The 19,419-nt window shown below is 74.1% G+C and carries 17 protein-coding genes; 11 read left to right on the top strand and 6 right to left on the bottom strand.

What is annotated here, in order from left to right; genetic code table 11:
* Nucleotides 1-48 precede the first annotated feature (48 nt).
* On the bottom strand, nucleotides 49-1,731 hold the full coding sequence (locus IFT72_RS07705) for a long-chain-fatty-acid--CoA ligase (protein WP_167259709.1): 1,683 nt from the start codon (nucleotides 1,729-1,731) through the stop codon (nucleotides 49-51).
* A 72-nt stretch (nucleotides 1,732-1,803) separates the two neighbouring features.
* Here IFT72_RS07705 and IFT72_RS07700 point away from each other — a divergent pair, with 72 nt between their 5' ends.
* From IFT72_RS07700 to lepB, 3 genes are all read left to right on the top strand, one after another.
* Nucleotides 1,804-2,622 (top strand): SDR family oxidoreductase, encoded by an 819-nt coding sequence (locus IFT72_RS07700; protein WP_235491245.1) that lies wholly within the window; start codon nucleotides 1,804-1,806, stop codon nucleotides 2,620-2,622.
* 155 nt (nucleotides 2,623-2,777) lie between these two features.
* The gene (locus IFT72_RS07695; protein WP_192046070.1) at nucleotides 2,778-3,695 is read left to right on the top strand and encodes an oxygenase MpaB family protein; all 918 of its coding nucleotides are present in this window, start codon (nucleotides 2,778-2,780) and stop codon (nucleotides 3,693-3,695) included.
* 75 nt (nucleotides 3,696-3,770) lie between these two features.
* Complete coding sequence (gene lepB / locus IFT72_RS07690) at nucleotides 3,771-4,406, top strand: signal peptidase I (RefSeq protein ID WP_192046069.1); 636 nt, start codon at nucleotides 3,771-3,773, stop codon at nucleotides 4,404-4,406.
* Between the two features lie 12 nt (nucleotides 4,407-4,418).
* Here lepB and IFT72_RS07685 read toward each other — a convergent pair whose 3' ends face one another.
* Nucleotides 4,419-6,119, bottom strand: a complete 1,701-nt coding sequence (locus IFT72_RS07685) for a long-chain-fatty-acid--CoA ligase (RefSeq protein ID WP_192046068.1) — start codon at nucleotides 6,117-6,119, stop codon at nucleotides 4,419-4,421.
* 92 nt (nucleotides 6,120-6,211) lie between these two features.
* On the bottom strand, nucleotides 6,212-6,769 hold the full coding sequence (locus IFT72_RS07680) for a TIGR03086 family metal-binding protein (protein WP_056056495.1): 558 nt from the start codon (nucleotides 6,767-6,769) through the stop codon (nucleotides 6,212-6,214).
* A 166-nt stretch (nucleotides 6,770-6,935) separates the two neighbouring features.
* Between IFT72_RS07680 and IFT72_RS07675 the strand changes: the two genes are divergently transcribed.
* Complete coding sequence (locus IFT72_RS07675) at nucleotides 6,936-7,244, top strand: DUF6412 domain-containing protein (RefSeq protein ID WP_056056494.1); 309 nt, start codon at nucleotides 6,936-6,938, stop codon at nucleotides 7,242-7,244.
* Between the two features lie 72 nt (nucleotides 7,245-7,316).
* Nucleotides 7,317-8,099, top strand: a complete 783-nt coding sequence (yidC, locus tag IFT72_RS07670) for a membrane protein insertase YidC (protein ID WP_056056493.1) — start codon at nucleotides 7,317-7,319, stop codon at nucleotides 8,097-8,099.
* A gap of 61 nt (nucleotides 8,100-8,160) precedes the next feature.
* Here yidC and IFT72_RS07665 read toward each other — a convergent pair whose 3' ends face one another.
* Nucleotides 8,161-8,712 carry a YceI family protein gene (locus tag IFT72_RS07665; protein ID WP_056056492.1) on the bottom strand — a complete coding sequence of 184 codons (552 nt, stop codon included), beginning with the start codon at nucleotides 8,710-8,712 and terminating at the stop codon, nucleotides 8,161-8,163.
* 202 nt (nucleotides 8,713-8,914) lie between these two features.
* Nucleotides 8,915-9,919, bottom strand: coding sequence for an aldo/keto reductase family protein (locus IFT72_RS07660; protein ID WP_056056491.1), 1,005 nt, complete (start codon nucleotides 9,917-9,919; stop codon nucleotides 8,915-8,917).
* Nucleotides 9,920-10,184: 265 nt separating this feature from the next.
* On the opposite strand from IFT72_RS07660, the gene IFT72_RS07655 reads away from it, so the two are divergent.
* The 6 genes from IFT72_RS07655 (at nucleotide 10,185) to IFT72_RS07630 (ending at nucleotide 17,576) form a co-directional block, all read left to right on the top strand.
* Nucleotides 10,185-11,699 carry a glycosyltransferase gene (locus IFT72_RS07655; RefSeq protein WP_235491244.1) on the top strand — a complete coding sequence of 505 codons (1,515 nt, stop codon included), beginning with the start codon at nucleotides 10,185-10,187 and terminating at the stop codon, nucleotides 11,697-11,699.
* Nucleotides 11,696-13,693, top strand: a complete 1,998-nt coding sequence (locus IFT72_RS07650) for a glycosyltransferase family 39 protein (protein WP_192046067.1) — start codon at nucleotides 11,696-11,698, stop codon at nucleotides 13,691-13,693. Before IFT72_RS07655 ends, IFT72_RS07650 begins: the two co-directional genes overlap by 4 nt.
* 92 nt (nucleotides 13,694-13,785) lie before the next feature.
* Nucleotides 13,786-14,712 (top strand): DUF4397 domain-containing protein, encoded by a 927-nt coding sequence (locus IFT72_RS07645; RefSeq protein ID WP_192046066.1) that lies wholly within the window; start codon nucleotides 13,786-13,788, stop codon nucleotides 14,710-14,712.
* Between the two features lie 73 nt (nucleotides 14,713-14,785).
* Entirely contained in the window at nucleotides 14,786-15,952 is a 1,167-nt protein-coding gene (locus tag IFT72_RS07640) for a glycosyl hydrolase family 8 (RefSeq protein ID WP_192046065.1), read from the top strand.
* Nucleotides 15,949-16,665, top strand: a complete 717-nt coding sequence (locus IFT72_RS07635) for a class F sortase (protein ID WP_192046064.1) — start codon at nucleotides 15,949-15,951, stop codon at nucleotides 16,663-16,665. The genes IFT72_RS07640 and IFT72_RS07635 overlap by 4 nt, the downstream gene beginning before the upstream one ends.
* Before the next feature lie 101 nt (nucleotides 16,666-16,766).
* Nucleotides 16,767-17,576 (top strand): polyprenol monophosphomannose synthase, encoded by an 810-nt coding sequence (locus IFT72_RS07630; protein WP_167259698.1) that lies wholly within the window; start codon nucleotides 16,767-16,769, stop codon nucleotides 17,574-17,576.
* An 84-nt stretch (nucleotides 17,577-17,660) separates the two neighbouring features.
* On the opposite strand, the gene treZ is transcribed toward IFT72_RS07630, so the two are convergent.
* The gene (gene treZ, locus IFT72_RS07625; protein WP_192046063.1) at nucleotides 17,661-19,418 is read right to left on the bottom strand and encodes a malto-oligosyltrehalose trehalohydrolase; all 1,758 of its coding nucleotides are present in this window, start codon (nucleotides 19,416-19,418) and stop codon (nucleotides 17,661-17,663) included.
* Nucleotide 19,419: the final 1 nt, after the last annotated feature.

Here is a 19,419-nt window from a genome sequence, read left to right as displayed (position 1 = left end):
AGCGCCCGGCTGCGCGGCCAGCCCCGGGGCTGCCCGGCCAGCCCCGGGCTAGCGGTCGGCGAGCTGGTCGCGGACCTTGCGGCGCAGCGTCTTGCCGATCAGCGACTTCGGCAGCTCGTCGACCACGACGATGCGGCGGGGCACCTTGTACGGCGTCAGGTGCGACCGCGCGAAGGTGCGGAGCGCCTGCACGTCGACGCTCGCGCCCGACTCGACGACGATGGCCGCGGCGACCTGCTCGCCGCCGGGGCTCGGCAGCCCGACGACGGCGGCCTCGGTGACGCCGTCGAAGCGCACCAGCACCTCCTCGACCTCGGAGGGGCTGACGTTGAACCCGCCGGTGATGATGAGCTCCTTGATGCGGTCGACGATGCGCACGAACCCGTCGGGGTCGATCGTGACGATGTCGCCGGTGCGGAACCAGTCGCCGTCGACGAAGACCTCGTTCGACTCCTGCGGCTTGCGGTAGTAACCGCTGAACACCTGGGGGCCGCGCACGATCAGCTCCCCGCTCTCGCCGGCCGGCACGTCGACGGTCGGGTTCTCCGGGTCGACGACGCGCACCTCGGTGCCGGGCAGCGGCAGGCCGACCGTGCCGGCGCGGCGCGTGGGCCCGACCGGGTTCGCCATCAGCACGGGCGAGCACTCCGACAGGCCGTAGCCCTCGACGAGCCAGCCGCCGCTCTCGGCCTCCCACGGCTCGACGACCTCGGCCGAGAGGGGCATCGCGCCCGAGATCGCGACCTCGACGCCCTGCAGCGAGACGCCGGCGTCGTCGGCGGCCTTCCGGAGGCGCGTGTAGATGGGCGGGACGGCCGGCAGGAAGGTCGGCGGCCGCTTCTTCATGACCTTGAGCACGAGGGCCGGGTCGAAGGCCGGGAACAGCACGAGGCGGGCGCCCATGCTCATCGCGAAGGTGAGGCAGAGCGTGAGCCCGTAGGCGTGGAACATCGGCAGCACCGCGTAGACGGTGCAGCGGCCGCGCTCGATGGTCGGCACCCACGCGCGCGACTGCGCGGCGTTGGCGAGCAGGTTGCGGTGGGTCAGCTGGGCGCCCTTCGGGGTGCCCGTGGTGCCGCTCGTGTACTGGATGACCGCCAGGTCGTCCGTCGAGGGCGCCGGGTGCTTCGCCTTGATGCGCGACGAGCCCACGATCTTCTCCCACGGCGTCGTGCCCCGGACGCTCGTGGTCAGCTTGGCGCGCGACTCCCGGGCCTTCGAGATCGGCAGGCGGAGGGCCGCCCGGGTGGCGAGGGGCATGCCGCGCGTCACGTCGACCGACACGATCGCGTCGGGGGCGACGTCGGCGGGGAAGTCCTGGAGGGTCTCGACCACCTTGTCCCACGCGACGACGACCTTGGCGCCGTGGTCCTCGAACTGGTGGCGCAGCTCGCGCGGCGTGTAGAGGGGGTTGTGCTCGACGACGATCGCCCCGAGGCGCAGCACCGCGTAGAAGGCCACGACGTGCTGCGGGCTGTTGGGCATGACGAGGGCGACGGTGTCGCCGTGGCGGACGCCCAGGCCACGCAGGCCCTCGGCGGCCCGGCTGATCTGCTCGACGAGCTCGGAGTACGACGTCGTCGCCCCGAAGAACTCGAGCGCCACGGCCCGCGGGTAGCTCTTCGCCGAGCCCTCCACCAGGTCGAGGAGCGAGCCCGTGACGGGCTCGATGTCGTGGGGGACGCCGGGAGCGTAGGAGGTCAGCCAGGGACGCGGGGTCTCGATGGTCACCCGGCCACTCTACGGCGTTGGATGATCGGGGCCGCCCCCACCCGAGGTGGTCACCACGACGAGAGGAACACCGTGAGCAAGGTCTGGTTCATCACCGGGGCGTCGAAGGGCTTCGGCCGCGAGTGGGCGGAGGCCGCGCTGGAGCGCGGTGACCGCGTGGCGGGCACCGCCCGCCGGCTCGAGACCGTCGACGCACTCGTGCAGCAGTACCCCGACGCCTTCCTGCCGATCGAGCTCGACGTCACCGATCGCGAGGCCGACGTCGCCGCCGTGCAGCGTGCCGCCGAGCACTTCGGCCGGCTCGACGTCGTCGTCAACAACGCCGGCTACGGCCACTTCGGCATGGTCGAGGAGCTCACCGAGGAGGAGGCCAGGGCCCAGCTCGAGACGAACTTCTTCGGCGCGCTGTGGGTCACGCAGGCCGCCCTGCCGATCCTCCGGGCCCAGGGCAGCGGCCACGTCGTGCAGGTCTCGAGCATCGGAGGCGTCAGCGCCTTCCCCACCGTCGGCATCTACCACGCGTCGAAGTGGGCGCTCGAGGGCATGAGCCAGGCGCTCTCGCAGGAGGTCGCCGGCTTCGGCGTGCACGTCACGCTGGTGGAGCCCGGCGGCTTCTCGACCGACTGGTCGGGCCCGTCGGCCTCCCGCAGCGACGAGCTCGAGGCCTACGCCGAGGTGCGCGAGGCTGCGTCCGAGCGACCGTCGGCGGCCGACCCGGGCGACCCGCACGCCACCCGCGGCGCGATCCTCAAGGTCGTCGACGCCGAGCAGCCGCCCCTGCGCGTCTTCTTCGGCAAGGCGCCCCTCGGCATCGCCGAGGCCGACTACGAGCAGCGCCTCGCGACCTGGCGCGAGTGGCAGCCCGTCGCGGAGGAGGCGCACGGGAACTGAGCCGGCCGCTCCTCCTGCACCGCGCCTCCTCGCGGGCTCCCGCACGACCGCGGAGGGCCCGTCGAGGAGGCGCGGTGCCGGCCAGGCGGTTCGACGTCGAGACAGAAGGCGCCCGCGTGGCCCCCGCGCCCAGACGTGCGGCGCATGATCGGTGCATGCCCGCCCTCACCGAGCCGCTCCGCGCCCGCCTGCAGTACACGTTCAACGGCCAGTACACGGGCACGCCCGAGTGGGTGACCGATCTCGAGAAGGGCGACGACGAGGGCTTCTTCCTGCCCGGGTCGGCCGTCTGGGCCGTCCACGGCTCGATGTCGACCATCGCCGCGGGCGTCCGTGCGCTGCTCGTTCAGGCCCTCCACCCGGGGGCGCTCGCGGGGGTGCACGACCACTCGCGGTTCCGCGACGACCCCCTGGGGCGCCTGGCCGGCACGATCCGCTGGATCTACACCGTGTCGTACGGCAGCCGCGAGGCGGCGACGCGGGCGTCGGGCTGGGTCACGCGGCTGCACACGAACGTCGTCGGGCAGTACGACGACCGCCACGGCGTGAGCCACGACTACGCGGCCAACGACCCCGAGCTGCTCAGCTGGGTGCACATGGCCTTCGCCGACTCCTTCCTCGCGGCGTTCCAGCAGTGGGGGCACGGTGAGGTGCCTGGCGGCCCCGACGCCTACGTGCGCGAGTGGGCCACGGCCGGCGAGCTGATGGGGGTCGTCGACCCGCCCCGCACCGTCGCCGAGATGCAGCACCAGCTGATGGAGTTCGACCGCCGGGGCGTGCTCGAGCGCACGGCGCGGACCGACGAGGTGGTCCGGTTCATCCGGCGACCGCCGCTCTTCCCTGTGCTGCGGCTCGGCTACCCCGTGCTGTTCAACGGAGCCGTCGGCACCCTGCAGCCGCGGTTCCGCGAGCTGCTCGACCTGCAGCCTCCCCACCTGGGCCCGGTCGCGCTGCCGACCGCCGGCCCGGCGCAGGCGATGCTCGGGGCGATCGGCGGCGTTCTCGGCGCCCGCCCGGTGGCGGAGGAGCACGCGCTGGCGCGTCTCGAGCGGCTCGGCTGGACCGCCGCCTGAGCATCGCCGTGCGGCGTGGTCCGGGCTCGTCAGGCGCGCAGCCGGCGGGCGGCTCCGCCCTGGCAGGATGACGGCATGAGCGAGACGGCAGGCCCGGGGACGGCAGCGACCTCGGGGGCCGGTGCCGCGCCTCCCGCCCGCCCCGGCTCGTCGTGGCGCTGGCTGCGCGACCTCGTCGTGGTGGTCCTCGTGGCGCTGCTCGTGTCGTGGGGCGTCCGCACCTTCCTGGTGCGGTCGTTCTACATCCCGTCGGCGTCGATGGAGGACACGCTGATGATCGACGACCGGGTGATCGTGAACGAGCTCGTGCCCGACCTCGTCGACCTCGACCGCGGCGACGTCGTCGTCTTCCACGACCCGGGCGGCTGGCTGCCCGGCGGGAGCGTCGGGGGAGACGACGAGCTGATCAAGCGCGTGGTCGGGCTGCCGGGCGACACCGTCTCGTGCTGCGACGCCGAGGGGCGGATGCTCGTGAACGGCGAACCGGTCGACGAACCGTACCTGGCCGACCCCGACGGGCCCGCGTCGACCATCCCGTTCGACGTGACCGTGCCGGAGGGCGCGATCTGGGTGATGGGCGACAACCGCGCGCACTCCGCCGACTCCCGGCTGCACCAGAGCGGGCCCTACGACGGGTTCGTGCCGCTCGACCACGTCGTCGGGCGGGCGTTCGTGATCGTCTGGCCGATCTCCCGCTGGGGCGGGCTGTAGCCGAGCCCCGGCTCAGCGCCCGGCGATGAGGGAGTCGCGCACCTCGCGGCGCAGCACCTTGCCGATCAGCGAGCGCGGCAGCTCGTCGACGACGACGACGCGCTTCGGCACCTTGTACGCGGCGAGCTGCTCCCGGGCGTGGTCGCGGACGGCCTCGGGGTCGATCGTCGCGCCCGGGCTCGCCACGACGGCCGCGACGACGTCCTCGCCGCCGCCCGCGCGCGGGATGCCCACGACCGCGACCTCGGCGACGCCCGCGGCGCCGCGCACGGCCTCCTCGACCTCGGAGGGGGCGACGTTGAAGCCGCCGGTCACGATGAGCTCCTTGATGCGGTCGACGATCGTGACGTACCCGTCGGCGCTCATGCTGACGATGTCGCCGGTGCGGAACCAGCCGCCGGGCAGGAAGGCCTCGGCGGTCTCGTCGGGGCGGTTCCAGTACCCTTGGAACACCTGGGGGCCCCGGAGGATCAGCTCACCGGCCGCGCCCGGCGTCACCGGGCGCTCGGGGTCGGGGGCGTCACGGTCGACGACCCGCGCCTCCGTCGACGGGAACGGCACGCCGACGGTGCCCGGGCGTCGCGTCGGGCCCATCGGGTTGCCGAGCGCGACGGGAGACGTCTCGGTGAGGCCGAAGCCCTCGACGAGCATCCCGCCCGTCACGCCCTCCCACGCGGTGACCGTCGACAGGGGCAGGTTCATCGCCCCCGAGATCGCGAAGCGGGCGCTGCTCAGGTCGACGCCGCGCTCCGCCGCCGCCTCGGCCAGGCGCTGGTAGATCGGCGGCACGGCGGGCAGGAACGTCGGCGGGTGCTTCGCCGCGGCCTTGAGCACGAGGTCGACGTCGAACTTGGGGAAGAGCACGAGGCGGGCGCCGATGCTCATCGCGAAGGTGAGGCACAGCGTGAGGCCGTAGGCGTGGAAGAAGGGCAGGACGCCGTAGACGGTCTCTTCGCCCTCGCGGATGCCCTGCACCCAGGCGCGCCCCTGCACGGCGTTGCTGTGCAGGTTGCGGTGCGTCAGCACGGCCCCCTTCGGCGAGCCGGTCGTGCCGCTCGTGTACTGCAGCAGGGCGACGTCGTCGAGGGCGGGACGGGGGTGCCGGCGCCGCAGCGGGCGTGACGAGACGAGCTCGGGCCAGGTGAGGTCGCCGCGGGTGCGGGAGGTGAGCGCCTCGCGCGACTTCCGGGCCGCCGGCACCGGCAGGGTCAGGGCCAGCCGGGTCGCCAGCGGCATCGCCCGCGTGACGTCGACCGAGACGACCGAGCGGAAGCCGATGTCGCTCGGCAGCGCCCGGAGGCGGTCGACCAGCTTGTCCCACGCGATCGCCACGGTCGCGCCGTGGTCCTCGAAGAGGTGGCGCAGTTCGCGGTCGGTGTAGAGCGGGTTGTGCTCGACGACGACCGCGCCGAGGCGCAGGACCGCGTAGAACGCGACGACGTGCTGGGGGCTGTTGGGCAGCAGGATCGCGACCCGGTCACCGGCCCCGACCCCGAGCTTGCGGAGGCCCTCGGCGGCCCGGGCGATCTCGTCGCCGAGGTCGCGGTAGCTCGTCTCCCGCCCGAAGAACTCGAGCGCCGTGCGGCTGCGGTGCGCGGCGACGGCGTCGTCGATGAGGTCGACGAGGGTGCCGGTGACGGGCTCGATGTCGGCGGGGACGCCCGGGGCGTAGCTGTGCAGCCAGGGGCGGTCGGGCGCGGTGTCGGAGCTCATGCGGCCATCGAACCAGCCGGGGGGCGGGGGAAGCTGCGTGGTCGCCGAGGGCGGACCGGGACTGCGCCTCGGTCAGCGCGCGTCGCGCCGGGTCAGCGCGCGTCGCGCCCGGTCAGCGCCAGCAGCCGCACGTGCAGCGGGGCGTCGTCGTCGACCGGCACGGGGCTCGCGAACAGCCCGGAGGCCTCGAGGGCGTCGGCCTGCGGCTCGAAGACCGTCCACACGGCCGCCACGAGCTCGTCGTCGAGGCTCTCGTCGGCGCCGATCGCCCGGGCGAGGTCCCAGGTGTGGATGGTGACGTCGGCGACCTGCTCGGCGAGGTACTCCCGGGCCGGCACGACGTCGGCGCTCAGGCGGACGGGCGCCTCGGGGTCGGCCTCGGCCCAGGCGGCCGTCGCGGCGGACGACCAGCGGTGCCACGCGGTGACGAGGTCGTCGTCGAGCGGCTCGATCGAGCGCTCGGAGGCCGACGGGTCGCCGCCGTCGAGCAGCAGCGGCACCCACTGCTGCTCGCGGGTCACGTGCCGGACGAGGTCACGGACCCGCCACTCGGTGTCGGGCGTGGGGGCGTCCCAGTCGGCCACCGCCTCCACCCGTCGGGCGAACTCGTCGTGCGCGCGCTGCTGCAGGGTGATCCAGTCGACGGTCATGGGGCGTCCTCTCGAGGCAGGGGCGTCACGACCACCGACGGCGCCGGCGGCGGAGCGGTGTCGCGGTCTGCTGGGGCCCAACCGCCGGAGGCGCGGCGGCCTTCCCGAGGTCGGCCCTCAGCGGAACAGTCGCCACGGTAGCGCCTCACCGGCTAGGGTCGCTCGCATGACGACCCTGCTCGAGCTCCTGGCGCGCGTGCTCGCGCCGCTCGAGCACGTGGTGCAGGCCCTCGCCGCCCAGGGCGGCGACCCGGCCTCCGCCGCGGTCGTCGTCTCGCTGCTCGGCGCGGCCACGGTGCTCGTGGCGACCGGGCTGGGCCGTGCCCTGCTGGCGCTGTGCGGCCTCGCGCCCGCACCAGCGCGACGGGTGCTCAGCGAGGGGGCCGACGTGCGCCTCCTCGTGTTCCAGCGCGACCCCGACGCGGACGGGCACGTGCGTGCCCGCGCTCCGGGCCGGGCGCTCCCGGCCGCCTGACCCGACGCTCACCCGCGACCCGTCGCGGCGGCCAGACGACGTCACCCGTCTCTCTGACCGAGGAGCCCCTCCGTGGACCTGTCCGCCTTCCCGCCCGTCGCCGTCGTCCTCGACGGCCTCCACTCGTTCGTCGCCCTGCTCGCCGCCCTGGTCGAGCCCGCCGTGGGCGACCTCTCGTCGGCGCTCGCCGTCGTCCTGCTCACCGTCGTCGTCCGGCTGGTGCTGGTGCCCGTCGGGGTCTCGCAGGTGCGCGCCGAGATCGGCCGACGCCGTCTCGCGCCCCGCGTCGCCGAGCTGACCCGCCGCGTCACCGACCCCCAGGAGCGCAGCAGGCGCCTCATGGAGCTGTACTCGTCGGAGAAGGTCTCGCCGCTCGCGGGCTGCCTCCCGACCCTCGCCCAGGCCCCGGTGCTGACGGCCGTCTACTCGCTCTTCGCCCACCCGACGATCGCCGGCCACGCGAACGAGCTGCTGGGCCACACCCTGGGCGGGGCCGTGCTGGGGGCGAACCTGCCCGTGGCCCTCGGCGCGGGCCTCGCGACGGTGTGGCCGTACCTCGTGCTGCTCGCCGTGCTCGCGGTCGTCGTCGAGCTGACCCGGCGCGCCTCGCTGCGGGCGGCGGGGCCGACTGCGGCACCGCTGCCCGGTGCTGCCGGTGCCGCGGGCCCCGCCGCCGTGCCGGGCATGACGGGGCTGCTGCGGGTGCTGCCGTTCGTCAGCGTCGTCTTCGCGGCCTTCGCCCCGCTGGCCGCCGCGCTCTACCTCGTGACCAGCGCCTCCTGGACCCTGCTCGAACGGGCGGTGCTCCGCCGGGCCCTGGCGCCGCGGACCGGGGGAGGCGCGGTGGCCGTCTGAGGCAACGACGGAGGGCCCGCCCCTGCCTGAGCAGGTGCGGGCCCTCCGGGGAGCGTCGTGACTACGCCGAGAGCACGAACTGGATCTCGAGCGTGACGGTGACGTCGTTGCCGAGCGTGAAGCCGCCGGCCTCGAGCGCCGCGTTCCAGCTGACGCCGAACTCGGTGCGGTCGATCTTCGTCGTGGCCGAGAAGCCGAGCTTCGTCTGGCCGTAGCCGTCGACGACGAGGCCGCCGAACTCGCTCTTGAGGGTGACGGGCTTGGTGACGCCGCGGAGGCTCAGGTCGCCGTGCACGAGGAAGGCGTCGTCGCCCTTCTCCTCGATGCTCGTCGAGGTGAACGTCATCTGCGGGTGCTCCTCGGCGAGGAAGAAGTCGCCGGTCTGCAGGTGGCCGTCGCGGTCCTTCTGGTTCGTGTTGATCGAGGCCACGTCGATCGAGGCCGTGACCTTGCTCGCGGTGTGGTCGTCATCGGTGACCAGGCTCGCGTCGAAGCGCTCGAACGAGCCCTTGACCTTGCTGATCGCGAGGTGGCGGACGCTGAACGAGACCTCGCTGTGGGTGGGGTCGAGGGTCCAGGTGCCGGCGGGGATCTTCTCTGCGGTGATGGCCATGGTGTTCTCCTTGAGGTGGTGACGTGTGAGGTGGTCGTAGATCGGTGACGTGTCACCGAAGGTGGTACGAGTATATGCAAGAGCATCGACAGGTCGAGCATTCCCGATCCGCGTGGCTGATCGGTGAACAGCGTCGATGCAGGTGCTGGGACCCGGTCGGCCGTCGCCGGGGCGGCGGCCGACCGGGGGACCGGGCCGAGGGTCAGGCGGGGCGCTCGGCGGGGGAGACCGTCTTCGCCGGGTCGGTCTCGGCGAGGTGGCCCACGGCCGCGTCGATCGCGGTCATGGCCTCGGCCGGCAGGCGGACGCCCGCGGCGGCGGCGTTGTCGGCCACCTGCTCGGGGCGGGAGGCCCCGATGATCGCCGAGGCGACGTTGTCGTTCTGCAGCACCCACGCGACGGCGAGCTGGGCCATCGTGAGGCCGAGGTCGTCGGCGACCGGCTTCAGGGCCGCGACGCCGGTGAGCACCTCGTCGGTCATGAACCGCTTGATGGTGTCGGCGCCGCCCTTGGCGTCGGTGGCCCGGCTGCCCGCGGGCAGCTCGGCTCCCGGTGCGTACTTGCCGCTCAGGACGCCCTGCGCGACCGGCGACCAGACGATCTGGCTGACGCCGTGCTGCACGCTGGCGGGCACGACCTCCTGCTCGATGACGCGCCACAGCATCGAGTACTGGGGCTGGTTCGAGATCAGCTGCACGCCGAGCTGCTGGGCGAGCTCGTGGCCGGCGCGGATCTGCTCGGCCGTCCACTCGCTCACGCCGATGTAGAGCGCCTTGCCCTGCCGCACCACGTCGGCGAAGGCCTGCATCGTCTCCTCCAGGGGAGTCGCGCTGTCGTAGCGGTGCGCCTGGTAGAGGTCGACGTAGTCGGTGCCCAGGCGGCGGAGCGACCCGTCGATCGACTCGAGCACGTGCTTGCGGCTCAGCCCGACGTCGTTGTGGCCGCGCGGGCCGGTGGGCCAGTAGACCTTCGTGAAGATCTCGAGGCTCTCGCGCCTCTCACCGGCGAGGGCGTCGCCGAGCACCTGCTCCGCCGCGGTGTTCGCGTAGGCGTCGGCGGTGTCGAAGGTCGTGATGCCCGCGTCGAGGGCGGCGCGGACGCACTGCGTCGCGACGTCGTTCTCGACCTGCGAGGCGTGGGTGAGCCAGTTGCCGTAGGTGATCTCGGAGATCTTGAGGCCGCTGCGGCCGAGGTGTCGGAATTCCATGTCGTCACCGTACGCGCCACCCGTCGCTCCGTGGAGGCGCGTGTCGACGCCCTGGCCCCCGCCCGGGGGTCGTGTGAACGCCGTGTGTCGGGCACCTGGCAGTTCGCCGGGATCCCGTACCCCGCACCCAACCCCCCGACCGGGGGCCGCCGAACCACGACCTGACCCACCCGACCGCTCGACCCGACCCGAGCGCGCCCGACCTGGTCCCCGACGACGTGGACGCGACTCCCCCCGACCCTGACACCCGACAGGAGACCGACCCGTGCCGTCCCCCCTGACCCACCTCGCGACCTCCGTCCTCGCCGCCGGCGAGCCGGAACCGCTGCTGACGCCCCAGGCGCCCGCCGACCCCTCGCAGGTGCTGCCCAACCGCGGCAGCACCTCCGGCCTGGGCGACGGCGTGCCCGGCTTCTCGCTGCCCGACTGGAGCCCGCTCGAGTGGATCGGCTACTCGGGCCTCGTCCTGGTGACCGTCCTCCTCACCGCGGTCGCCGTCTCGACGCTGTGGTGGATGCTCCACGCCTGGCGCTCCAAGGACACCCTCGAGGGCAGCCGCTTCAGCGACTCGCCCCTCGACGCGGCGCACTCGTTCACGCTCCTCGTCCCGGGGCGCCACGAGGAGGAGGTGATGGGCCAGACGCTCGACCGCCTCGCCCAGCAGGACCACCCCGACTTCGAGATCATCGCCATCGTCGGCCACGACGACCCCGGCACCGAGCGCGTCGCCCGGGAGGCCGCCGCCCGGCACCCCGAGCTCATCCGCGTCATCGTCGACTCGAGCGTGCCGAAGAACAAGCCGAAGGCGCTCAACCTGGCGCTGCAGACCTCGCGGGGCGAGATCGTCGGGGTCTTCGACGCCGAGGACGACGTGCACCCGCGCCTGCTGACCCTCGTCGACTCGCGCTTCACCGAGACCGACGCCGACGTCGTCCAGGGCGGCGTGCAGCTGATGAACTTCCAGTCCAGCTGGTGGAGCCTCCGCAACGTGCTCGAGTACTACTTCTGGTTCCGCTCGCGGCTGCACTTCCACGCCAAGGAGAAGTTCATCCCGCTCGGCGGCAACACGGTCTTCGTCCGCAAGGAGTGGCTCGACTGGTCGGAGGGCTGGGACGCCTCGTGCCTCGCCGAGGACTGCGAGCTCGGCGTGCGCCTCTCGAGCGCCGGCGCGAAGGTCGTCGTCGCCTACAGCCCCGAGGTCGTCACTCGTGAGGAGACGCCCGGCACCTTCGTCTCGCTGCTCAAGCAGCGCACCCGCTGGAACCAGGGCTTCATGCAGGTCTACGGCAAGGGGGAGTGGCGTCAGCTGCCGACCCTGCGTCAGCGCCTGATGGCCCGCTACCTGCTCACCATGCCGTTCATCCAGGCGGCCACCGGCCTGCTCATCCCGATCAGCGTCGTGCTCATCCTCACCGTCAAGGTGCCGACGGCCATCGCGCTCGTCTCGTTCGTGCCGCTCGCACCCACGCTGGTGCTGCTGGCCGTCGAGTTCACGGGGCTGCACGAGTTCGGCAAGACGTACGGCCAGAAGGTCCGCGTGCGCGACTACGCCCGCCTCGTCTGGGGCCTCCTGCCCTACCAGATCTTCCTCGCCCTCGCCGCCGTGCGGGCCGTCTGGCGCCAGCTGCGCGGGATGAACGCGTGGGAGAAGACGGAGCACTCGGGCACGCACCGTCCCGCGGTCGCGCCCGGCGCCTCCGTCAGCGGTGCCCCGAGCTCGCCGCCCGTCGTCGTCGGCCAGCCCGTCGACGCCCTCGCGACCGTGGGGAGCGACCGATGACCGCCACGATCGAGCGGCCCGCCGCCCCCGTCCGCCCCGCCGTGCCCCGTGTCCACGAGCCCGCTCCGGGCCGCGGGCGGACCCCCGTCGGCGAGTGGTTCCGTCGCCACGGCCGGAGCCTCGCCTGGCTGCTGCCGGTGCTGGCGATCGCCGCGACCGTGCAGGCCTGGAACATGGCCGGGTCGCCGCAGCGCATCGACGACGAGGGCACCTACACGGCCCAGGCCTGGGCCGTGCAGCACCTCGGCGAGCTGACCCACTACACCTACTGGTACGACCACCCGCCGGTGGGCTGGCTGCAGATCGCGGCCTACACCTCGCTGACCGGCGCCTTCTCGCGCTACGACATCGCGGTGCTGGCCGCCCGGGAGGCGGTGCTCGCGTTCACCCTCGTCGCCGTCGTGCTCGTCTGGCTGCTCGGTCGCAAGCTCGGCCTGAGCCGGCCGGCGGCGGCCGTCGCGGCCCTGGTGTTCGCGGTCTCGCCCCTGGCGCTGCAGTTCCACCGCACCGTCTACCTCGACAACATCGCGACGCCGTGGCTGCTCGCCGCCTTCGTCTTCGCCCTGAGCCGGCGCTACCAGCTGGCCGGGTACGCCGCCGCCTCGCTCACCTTCGGCATCGCCGTGCTGAGCAAGGAGACGTACCTCCTCGCCCTGCCCTTCCTGGCGTGGACGATGTGGCGCGGGGCCGACCGGTCGACGCGCCGCTACACCCTCTCGATCGCCGCGAGCCTGCTCGTGCTGGTCGGCCTCGGGTACGTCGCCCTCGCCGCCGTCAAGGGCGAGCTGCTGCCCGGCGCCGGGCGGGTCAGCCTGCTCGAGGGCGTGCAGTTCCAGCTCGCGACCCGCGAGGCGAGCGGCTCCGTCTTCGACACGGGAAGCCTCTTCTTCGCGACCGTCTCGCAGTGGTGGCAGCTCGACCCGGTGCTGATCGTGCTGGGCGTCGTGGCCGCGGTGGTGGGGCTCTTCCTCCGTCGCGTCCGTCCGATCGCCGTGATGCTCGTCTTCCTGGTCGCGTTCATGTTCCGCCCCGGCGGGTACCTGCCCGTGCCCTACGTGATCATGCTGCTGCCGTTCGCCGCCCTGCTCGTCGCGGCCGCCACCGACGCCGCCGTCCGGGCCGTCCGGGCCCGCCGCGCCGGGCGCGCGTCCACCGTCGCCGCCCGCACGGGCGCCGTCGCGTGGCTGGCCGTCACGGCGGTCGCCCTCGTCGCCGTCGTGCCGCTCTGGGCCGTGCAGCTGCGCGGCTTCGTCGACGCCGACCTCGACGCCCCGATGCGGAACGCCGAGACCTGGGTCGAGCAGAACGTGCCGACCGACAGCCGCCTGCTCGTCGACGACGCGGTCTGGGTCGACCTGGTGAACGCCGGGTTCGCCCGGGAGAACGTCATCTGGTTCTACAAGATCGACACCGACGGCGCCGTCCAGGCGCAGTCGCCGAACGGCTGGCGCGACAGCGACTACCTGTTCGAGACGGAGTCGGTCCGCACCTCGGGGCTGGCCTCGGCCGACGTCCGGCAGGCACTCGAGAGCTCGACCGTCGTGGCCTCGTTCGGCGAGGGCGACCAGCAGGTCGCCGTCCGCCGCATCGACCGTGACGGGGCCGCGGAGGCCCAGCGCACGGCCGACGAGGCCGCCGCGGCCCGGTCGCGGGCGGGCTCCGAGCTCGCGCAGAACCCCGGCCTCCAGGTGTCGTCGACCTTCGACCAGGCCCTGACCGACGGCCGCCTCGACCCGCGCGCCGTGATCGTGCTCGGGCAGCTGGCCGCCATCGCCCCGGTCTCCGTCGCCGACCCCGAGGGGCTGCCCGGCGAGCAGGAGTCGCTCTTCCGCCAGTTCGTCGTGACGCCCGGCGGCGGCGAGTCCCTCGCCGACCTCCGAGCCACCCTCGAGGGCCTCGGCGACGTGTACGCGCCGCAGTCGGTCGAGCAGGAGGGCGACGCCCTCCGCGTGACCTTCTCCGCCGTGCCGCCCGAGGGGCTCCTCGCCCCGTGACCGCCCGGTCGAGGCCCGCACCCCGCGGGCCTCGACCCTCCAGACTGGCTCCGCCCGCCAGGGCGGAGCACCCCGACCGGAAAGGAACCACCGTGATCCGCACGATCCGCTCCCTCCGCACCACCGCCTCCCGCACCGCCCCCGGCACGCCCGGCACCCCCGTCGGCACCGTGGCGACCCCGTCGCGGCGCCGCCTCGCGGCGCCGCTCGCCCTCGCCGCCGCGGCGGCCGTCGCCCTCGCCGGGTCGCTCGTCGCCGCCTCGCCCGCCCAGGCCGCCGACGGCGACGGCTGGGTGCGCGTCGGCCACCTGTCGCCCGACACGAAGGCCGTCGACGTCACCCTCACCTCGCTCTCGGGCGGGCAGGTCGTGATGGACCTCGACGACGTGACCTACGGCCAGGTCAGCGCCTACCAGGCCCTGCCGGCGGGCACCTACGTGGTCTCGATGACGGCCGCCGACTCGCCGGCCCGCACGAAGCCGGTCATCACGACGAACGTGACGGTCGACAGCGGCCAGCCGATCACGACCGTGGCGTACGGCCCGAACGACGACCTGCGCACCCAGGTGTTCAAGGACGACCTGACCGCGCCCTCCGACGGCCAGGCGAAGGTGCGCCTCGTGCAGGCCGCCACGGTCAGCGACCAGGTCTCGGTCGCGACGACGACGGGCACGACGATCGCCGCCGACGCGCCCTTCGGCAGCGCCAGCCAGTACGCGCAGGTCGCGGCCGGCCCGTGGCAGCTCTCGCTCACCGGCGACGACGTGACCGGCTCCGGCTCGGTCGACCTCGCCGCGGGCAGCATCAGCACGCTCTTCGTGCTCGACGACTCCGACGGCGGCCTCACGGTCGTCCCCGTCGTCGACAGCGCCGCGACGGCGCAGGCGCCGGTCGGCGGCGTCCAGACGGGCGGCGGCTGGCTCGCCGAGCACCCGTCGGACGACGCGACGGCCAGCGCCGCCGACGGCGACCAGCCCCGCGGGTTCTGGGCGACCGTCCTCGGCTGGTTCGGGGCGTGACCCGGGGAGGCGCGCCGCGCCTCCCGGCACCGCTCCCGCACCGCACCGCCCCACCAGCAGAGAGCAGAGCAGCATGACCCGCAGAACGAAGGCCCTCCTGGCCGTCGTCGTCGTGGTGGCCGTCGCCCTCACGGCCGGCGTCGCCTGGCTCGTCGTCGGCCCCTCGGGCCCGTCGTCCGACGAGCCGGCCGCCGACGCGACCGGCACGCCCGGCGCCGGCACCCCGACCCCGCAGGCCCGCACGGCGACCGAGATCGGCGAGGGGTTCCTCGACGACTGGGTCGACGACGACGGCCGCGTCGTGCGCCGCGACCAGGGCGACGACACCGTCAGCGAGGGGCAGGCCTACGGCATGCTCGTCGCCGTCGGCGTCGGCGACGAGCAGCGCTTCGACGCGATCTGGCGCTGGACCCGCGAGAACCTCGTGCGCGAGGACGGCCTGCTGGCCTGGCGCTGGGCCGACGGCGCCGTCGTCGACGACATGCCGGCCAGCGACGCCGACGTCGACGCCGCGCGGGCCCTCGTGCTCGCCGGCGAGGCCTTCGGCGACCCGTCGCTCACCGAGCAGGGCGTCGACCTCGGCGGTGCCGTGCTCGACGAGATGACCGCCGTCACCGACGTGGGGCGCATCCTGCTGCCCGGCCCGTGGGCGGCCGGCGACGGCCCGTGGTCGTACAACCCCTCGTACGCGTCGCCCGCGAGCTTCGCCCAGCTGGCCGAGGCCAGCGGCGACCCGCGCTGGTCGGAGCTCGAGGCCGGCTCGCGCGCCGTGACGACCTCCGTGCTCGACGCGACGGCCCTGCCGAGCGACTGGGCCCAGGTGCGCCGCGACGGCAGCGTCGTGCCCCTGCCGGGCGCCGACGGCACGTCGGGCACGGTGCAGTACAGCTACGACGCGGCCCGCCTCGCGCTCCGCTACGCCGAGTCGTGCACCCCCGACGACGTCGCCCTCGCCGCCCGGCTCGCGCCGGTGCTGCAGCGCTACGACGACCTGCCGATGCAGCTCGACCTCGGCGGGCAGTCGATCGGTGCCGACCAGAGCCCGCTCGCCTACGCGGCCCGCGCCGCGGCCGAGGCGAGCGCGGGTCAGCACGAGGAGGCCTCCGCCGACCTGCGACGCGCCGACGCCCTCGCCCAGTCGACCCCGACCTACTACGGCACCGCGTGGGCCGCCCTCGCGGCGCTCCAGGTCGAGGCGTCCGCGCTCGGCGCGTGCTCGCCGCTGGAGGTGGCCCGATGAGCCTCGTGCAGCGCATCTCCGCCCACCGGCGGGCCGCCGTCGGCGTCGCGGTCGTCCTCCTCGTCGCGGCCGGCGTGACCGTCGGCGCCGTCGCGGCGCAGCCCGACCGGGGCAGCTCGACCGACACGGGCGCCGAGGCCGGCGCCGGCGCCTCGCAGGCCGCCCCGGGCGGGGCCGCCACCGACCCGGCGCTCGACCCCGGCAGCGGGGCCGCCGGCTCGTTCCAGGACCCGGCGGCACCGTACGTCACCGCGCCTCCCGCAGGCTCGACCCCGGTGCGGGTCCAGATCCCCTCGATCGGTGTCGACTCCGGCCTCGAGTCGCTCGGCCTCGGCGCGCAGGGCGAGCTCGAGCCGCCCCGCGAGTGGATGTCGGCCGGCTGGTACCGCGACGGCGTCGTGCCGGGCGGCGTCGGTCCGGCGGTCATCGCCGGGCACGTCGACTCCGGCAGCGGCCCCGCCGTGTTCGTCGACCTGGCCGACCTCGCCGTGGGCGCGGAGGTGCAGGTGACGCTCTCGACCGGCAGCGTCGAGACCTTCCGCGTGACGGGCAGCGAGCGGACCCCCAAGGCGACCTTCCCGACCAGCGACGTCTACGGGGCGACCCCGACGGCGAGCCTCCGCCTCATCACCTGCGACGGCACGTTCGACCGCTCGACCGGCCACTACGTCGACAACCTCATCGTGTTCGCCGACCTCGTGTCGGCCACCTGACCGGCGCGGACCACCCGCACCGCCCCCGCACCGCCCCCGACCCGACCAGACCCGACCCGACCCGACCCGCTCCCTCCCACCCGACCTGGAAGGACCACCCCGTGAACGACGCACTCGTCATCATCCCGACCTACGACGAACGAGAGAACCTCGACTGGATCGTCGGCCGCACACTCGACAGCGGGGCCGCCGTCGACGTGCTCGTCGTCGACGACGGCTCGCCCGACGGCACCGGCGACCTCGCCGACGCGTGGGCCGCCCGCGACCCCCGGGTGCACGTGCTGCACCGCACCGGCAAGGCCGGCCTCGGCGCCGCGTACCTGGCGGGCTTCGCCTGGGGGCTCGAGCGCGGCTACGCGGCCCTCGTCGAGATGGACGCTGACGGCTCCCACCACCCCGAGGACCTCCCCGCCCTGATCGCCCTGCTCGCCGACGACGACCTCGTGCTCGGCTCGCGCTGGGTGCCCGGCGGCCGCGTCGAGAACTGGCCGCTGCGTCGCCGGCTGCTCAGCCGCGGCGGCAGCTGGTACACCCGCGGCGCCCTCGGCATCACGGTCGCCGACACGACCGGCGGCTTCCGGGCCTTCCGGGCCGAGGCCCTGCGCCGCATCGACCTCGACGAGGTCGAGTCGCGCGGCTACTGCTTCCAGGTCGACCTGCTCTGGCGGTCGCTGCAGGCCGGCCTCCGCGTCGTCGAGATGCCGATCACCTTCACCGAGCGCGTGCACGGCGCGTCCAAGATGAGCGGGTCGATCGTGCGGGAGTCGCTGGTCAAGGTCACGAGGTGGGGCCTGACCCGGCGCAGCCGCGCGGTCGTCGAGCTCGTGCTGCGGCACCGTCGCCTGCCGAGCGTGCGGGCCACCTCGCACCGCGTGCGGCCGGGCGAGCTGGCGGGCCTGCGGGCGCGCTAGCCGCCGCGGACGGACGAGAGGAGGGGCGGGTCGCGACACGACCCGCCCCTCCTCTCGTCTCCTCCGGCCCGTGGGCCGGCTGCCTCAGCGGACGATCGCCACCGAGTGCGGCGGCAGCAGCAGCGACTCGCCGGCGGTGACGGCGTCGTCGCTCGTGAACAGGACCTCGGTGCAGGGCACGGCGACCCGCGCCTCCTGCTCCGCGAAGTTGACGGCGACCCGCAGCGAGCCGCGCGTCAGCACGAGCCAGCGGGCGTCGGCGTCGTGCTCGACCGAGACGCGGGGGAGGCGCGGGTCGGTCAGGTCGGGCTCGGCGCGTCGCAGGGCGGCCAGGCGGCGGTACGCGCTCAGCACGAGGGCGTGCCGCCCCTGCTCGACCTCCGACCAGTCGAGCTTCGAGCGCCGGTAGGTCTCCGGGTCCTGCGGGTCGGGCACGGTCGATTCGTCCCAGCCGAGCTTCGCGAACTCGGCGATGCGGCCCTTCGCGGTCGCCTCGCCGAGGTCGGCCTCGGGGTGCGAGGTGAAGAACTGCCACGGGGTCGACGCGGCCCACTCCTCGCCCTGGAAGAGCATCGGCGTGAACGGCGACGCCAGGGTGAGGGCGGCGGCGATGACGAGCTGGCCGTCGTCGAGCGTGGCCGCGAGGCGGTCGCCGATCGCGCGGTTGCCGATCTGGTCGTGGTTCTGGTTCGCCACGACCAGGCGCCAGCCGGGCATGTGCTCGACGTCGATCGGGAAGCCGTGGTCGGTCTCGCGGAACGACGACCAGGTGCCGTCGTGGAAGAAGCCCTTCGTGAGCACCTTGGCGAGCGAGTCGAGCGACGCGAAGTCGGCGTACCAGCCGGTGGTCTCGCCGGTCAGCGCCACGTGCAGGGCGTGGTGGAAGTCGTCGCTCCACTGCCCGTCGAGGCCGTAGCCCTGGCGGTGGTCGGGGCCGGAGCCGCCCCCGTCGCGCGGGGTGATCAGGCGCGGGTCGTTCATGTCGCTCTCGGCGATCAGCGTCAGCGGGCGCCGCTGGTGGGCGCTCAGCGCCGCGGTGCGCTCGGCCATCTCCTGGAGCAGGTGCACCGGCGAGTCGTCGCGGAGCGCGTGCACGGCGTCGAGGCGCAGCGCGTCGACGTGGTAGTCGGTGAACCACATCGCCGTGTTGTCGAGGATGAACTCGCGCACCTCGTGCGCGCCGTCGTCGTCGAGGTTGACGTTGTCGCCCCAGGTGTTGGCGTGCTTGCTCGAGAGGTAGGGGCCGAAGACCGGCAGGTAGTTGCCCGAGGGGCCGAGGTGGTTGTAGACGACGTCCTGCACGACGCCGAGGCCCGCGGCGTGCGCGGCGTCGACGAAGCGCTGGTAGGCCTCGGGCCCGCCGTAGTTGTCGGTGACGGTGAACCAGTCCACGCCGTCGTAGCCCCAGTTCCAGCGCCCGTTGACGCCGTTCACCGGCAGCAGCTCGACGAGGTCGACGCCGAGCTCGACGAGGTGCGGCAGCTTCTCGATCGCCGAGTCGAGCGTGCCCTCGGGGGTGAAGGTGCCGAGGTGCAGCTCGTAGATCACCGCGCCGCCGAGCTGGCGGCCCGTCCAGGCCTCGTCGGTCCAGGCGAAGGCCGCCGGGTCGAAGGTCTCGCTGAGGCCGTGCACGCCGTCAGGCTGGCGCCGAGAGCGCGGGTCGGGCAGCGGCGTGTCGCCGTCGTCGAGCAGGAAGCCGTAGCGGTGGCCCGGCCCGCGGTCGAGGTCGGCGGGCGCGCGCCACCACCCGGTGGCGGGCTCGGCCGCGAGCGGCAGCTCCTCGCCGTCGAGGTGCAGTCGCACGGTGGTGGCGGTCGGGGCCCAGACGTCGTAGACGCTCATC

The sequence above is a fragment of the Frigoribacterium sp. CFBP 8754 genome, from assembly GCF_014841815.1.
GTDB lineage: Bacteria > Actinomycetota > Actinomycetes > Actinomycetales > Microbacteriaceae > Frigoribacterium > Frigoribacterium endophyticum.
This window is presented reverse-complemented; position numbering and strand designations above follow the sequence as displayed.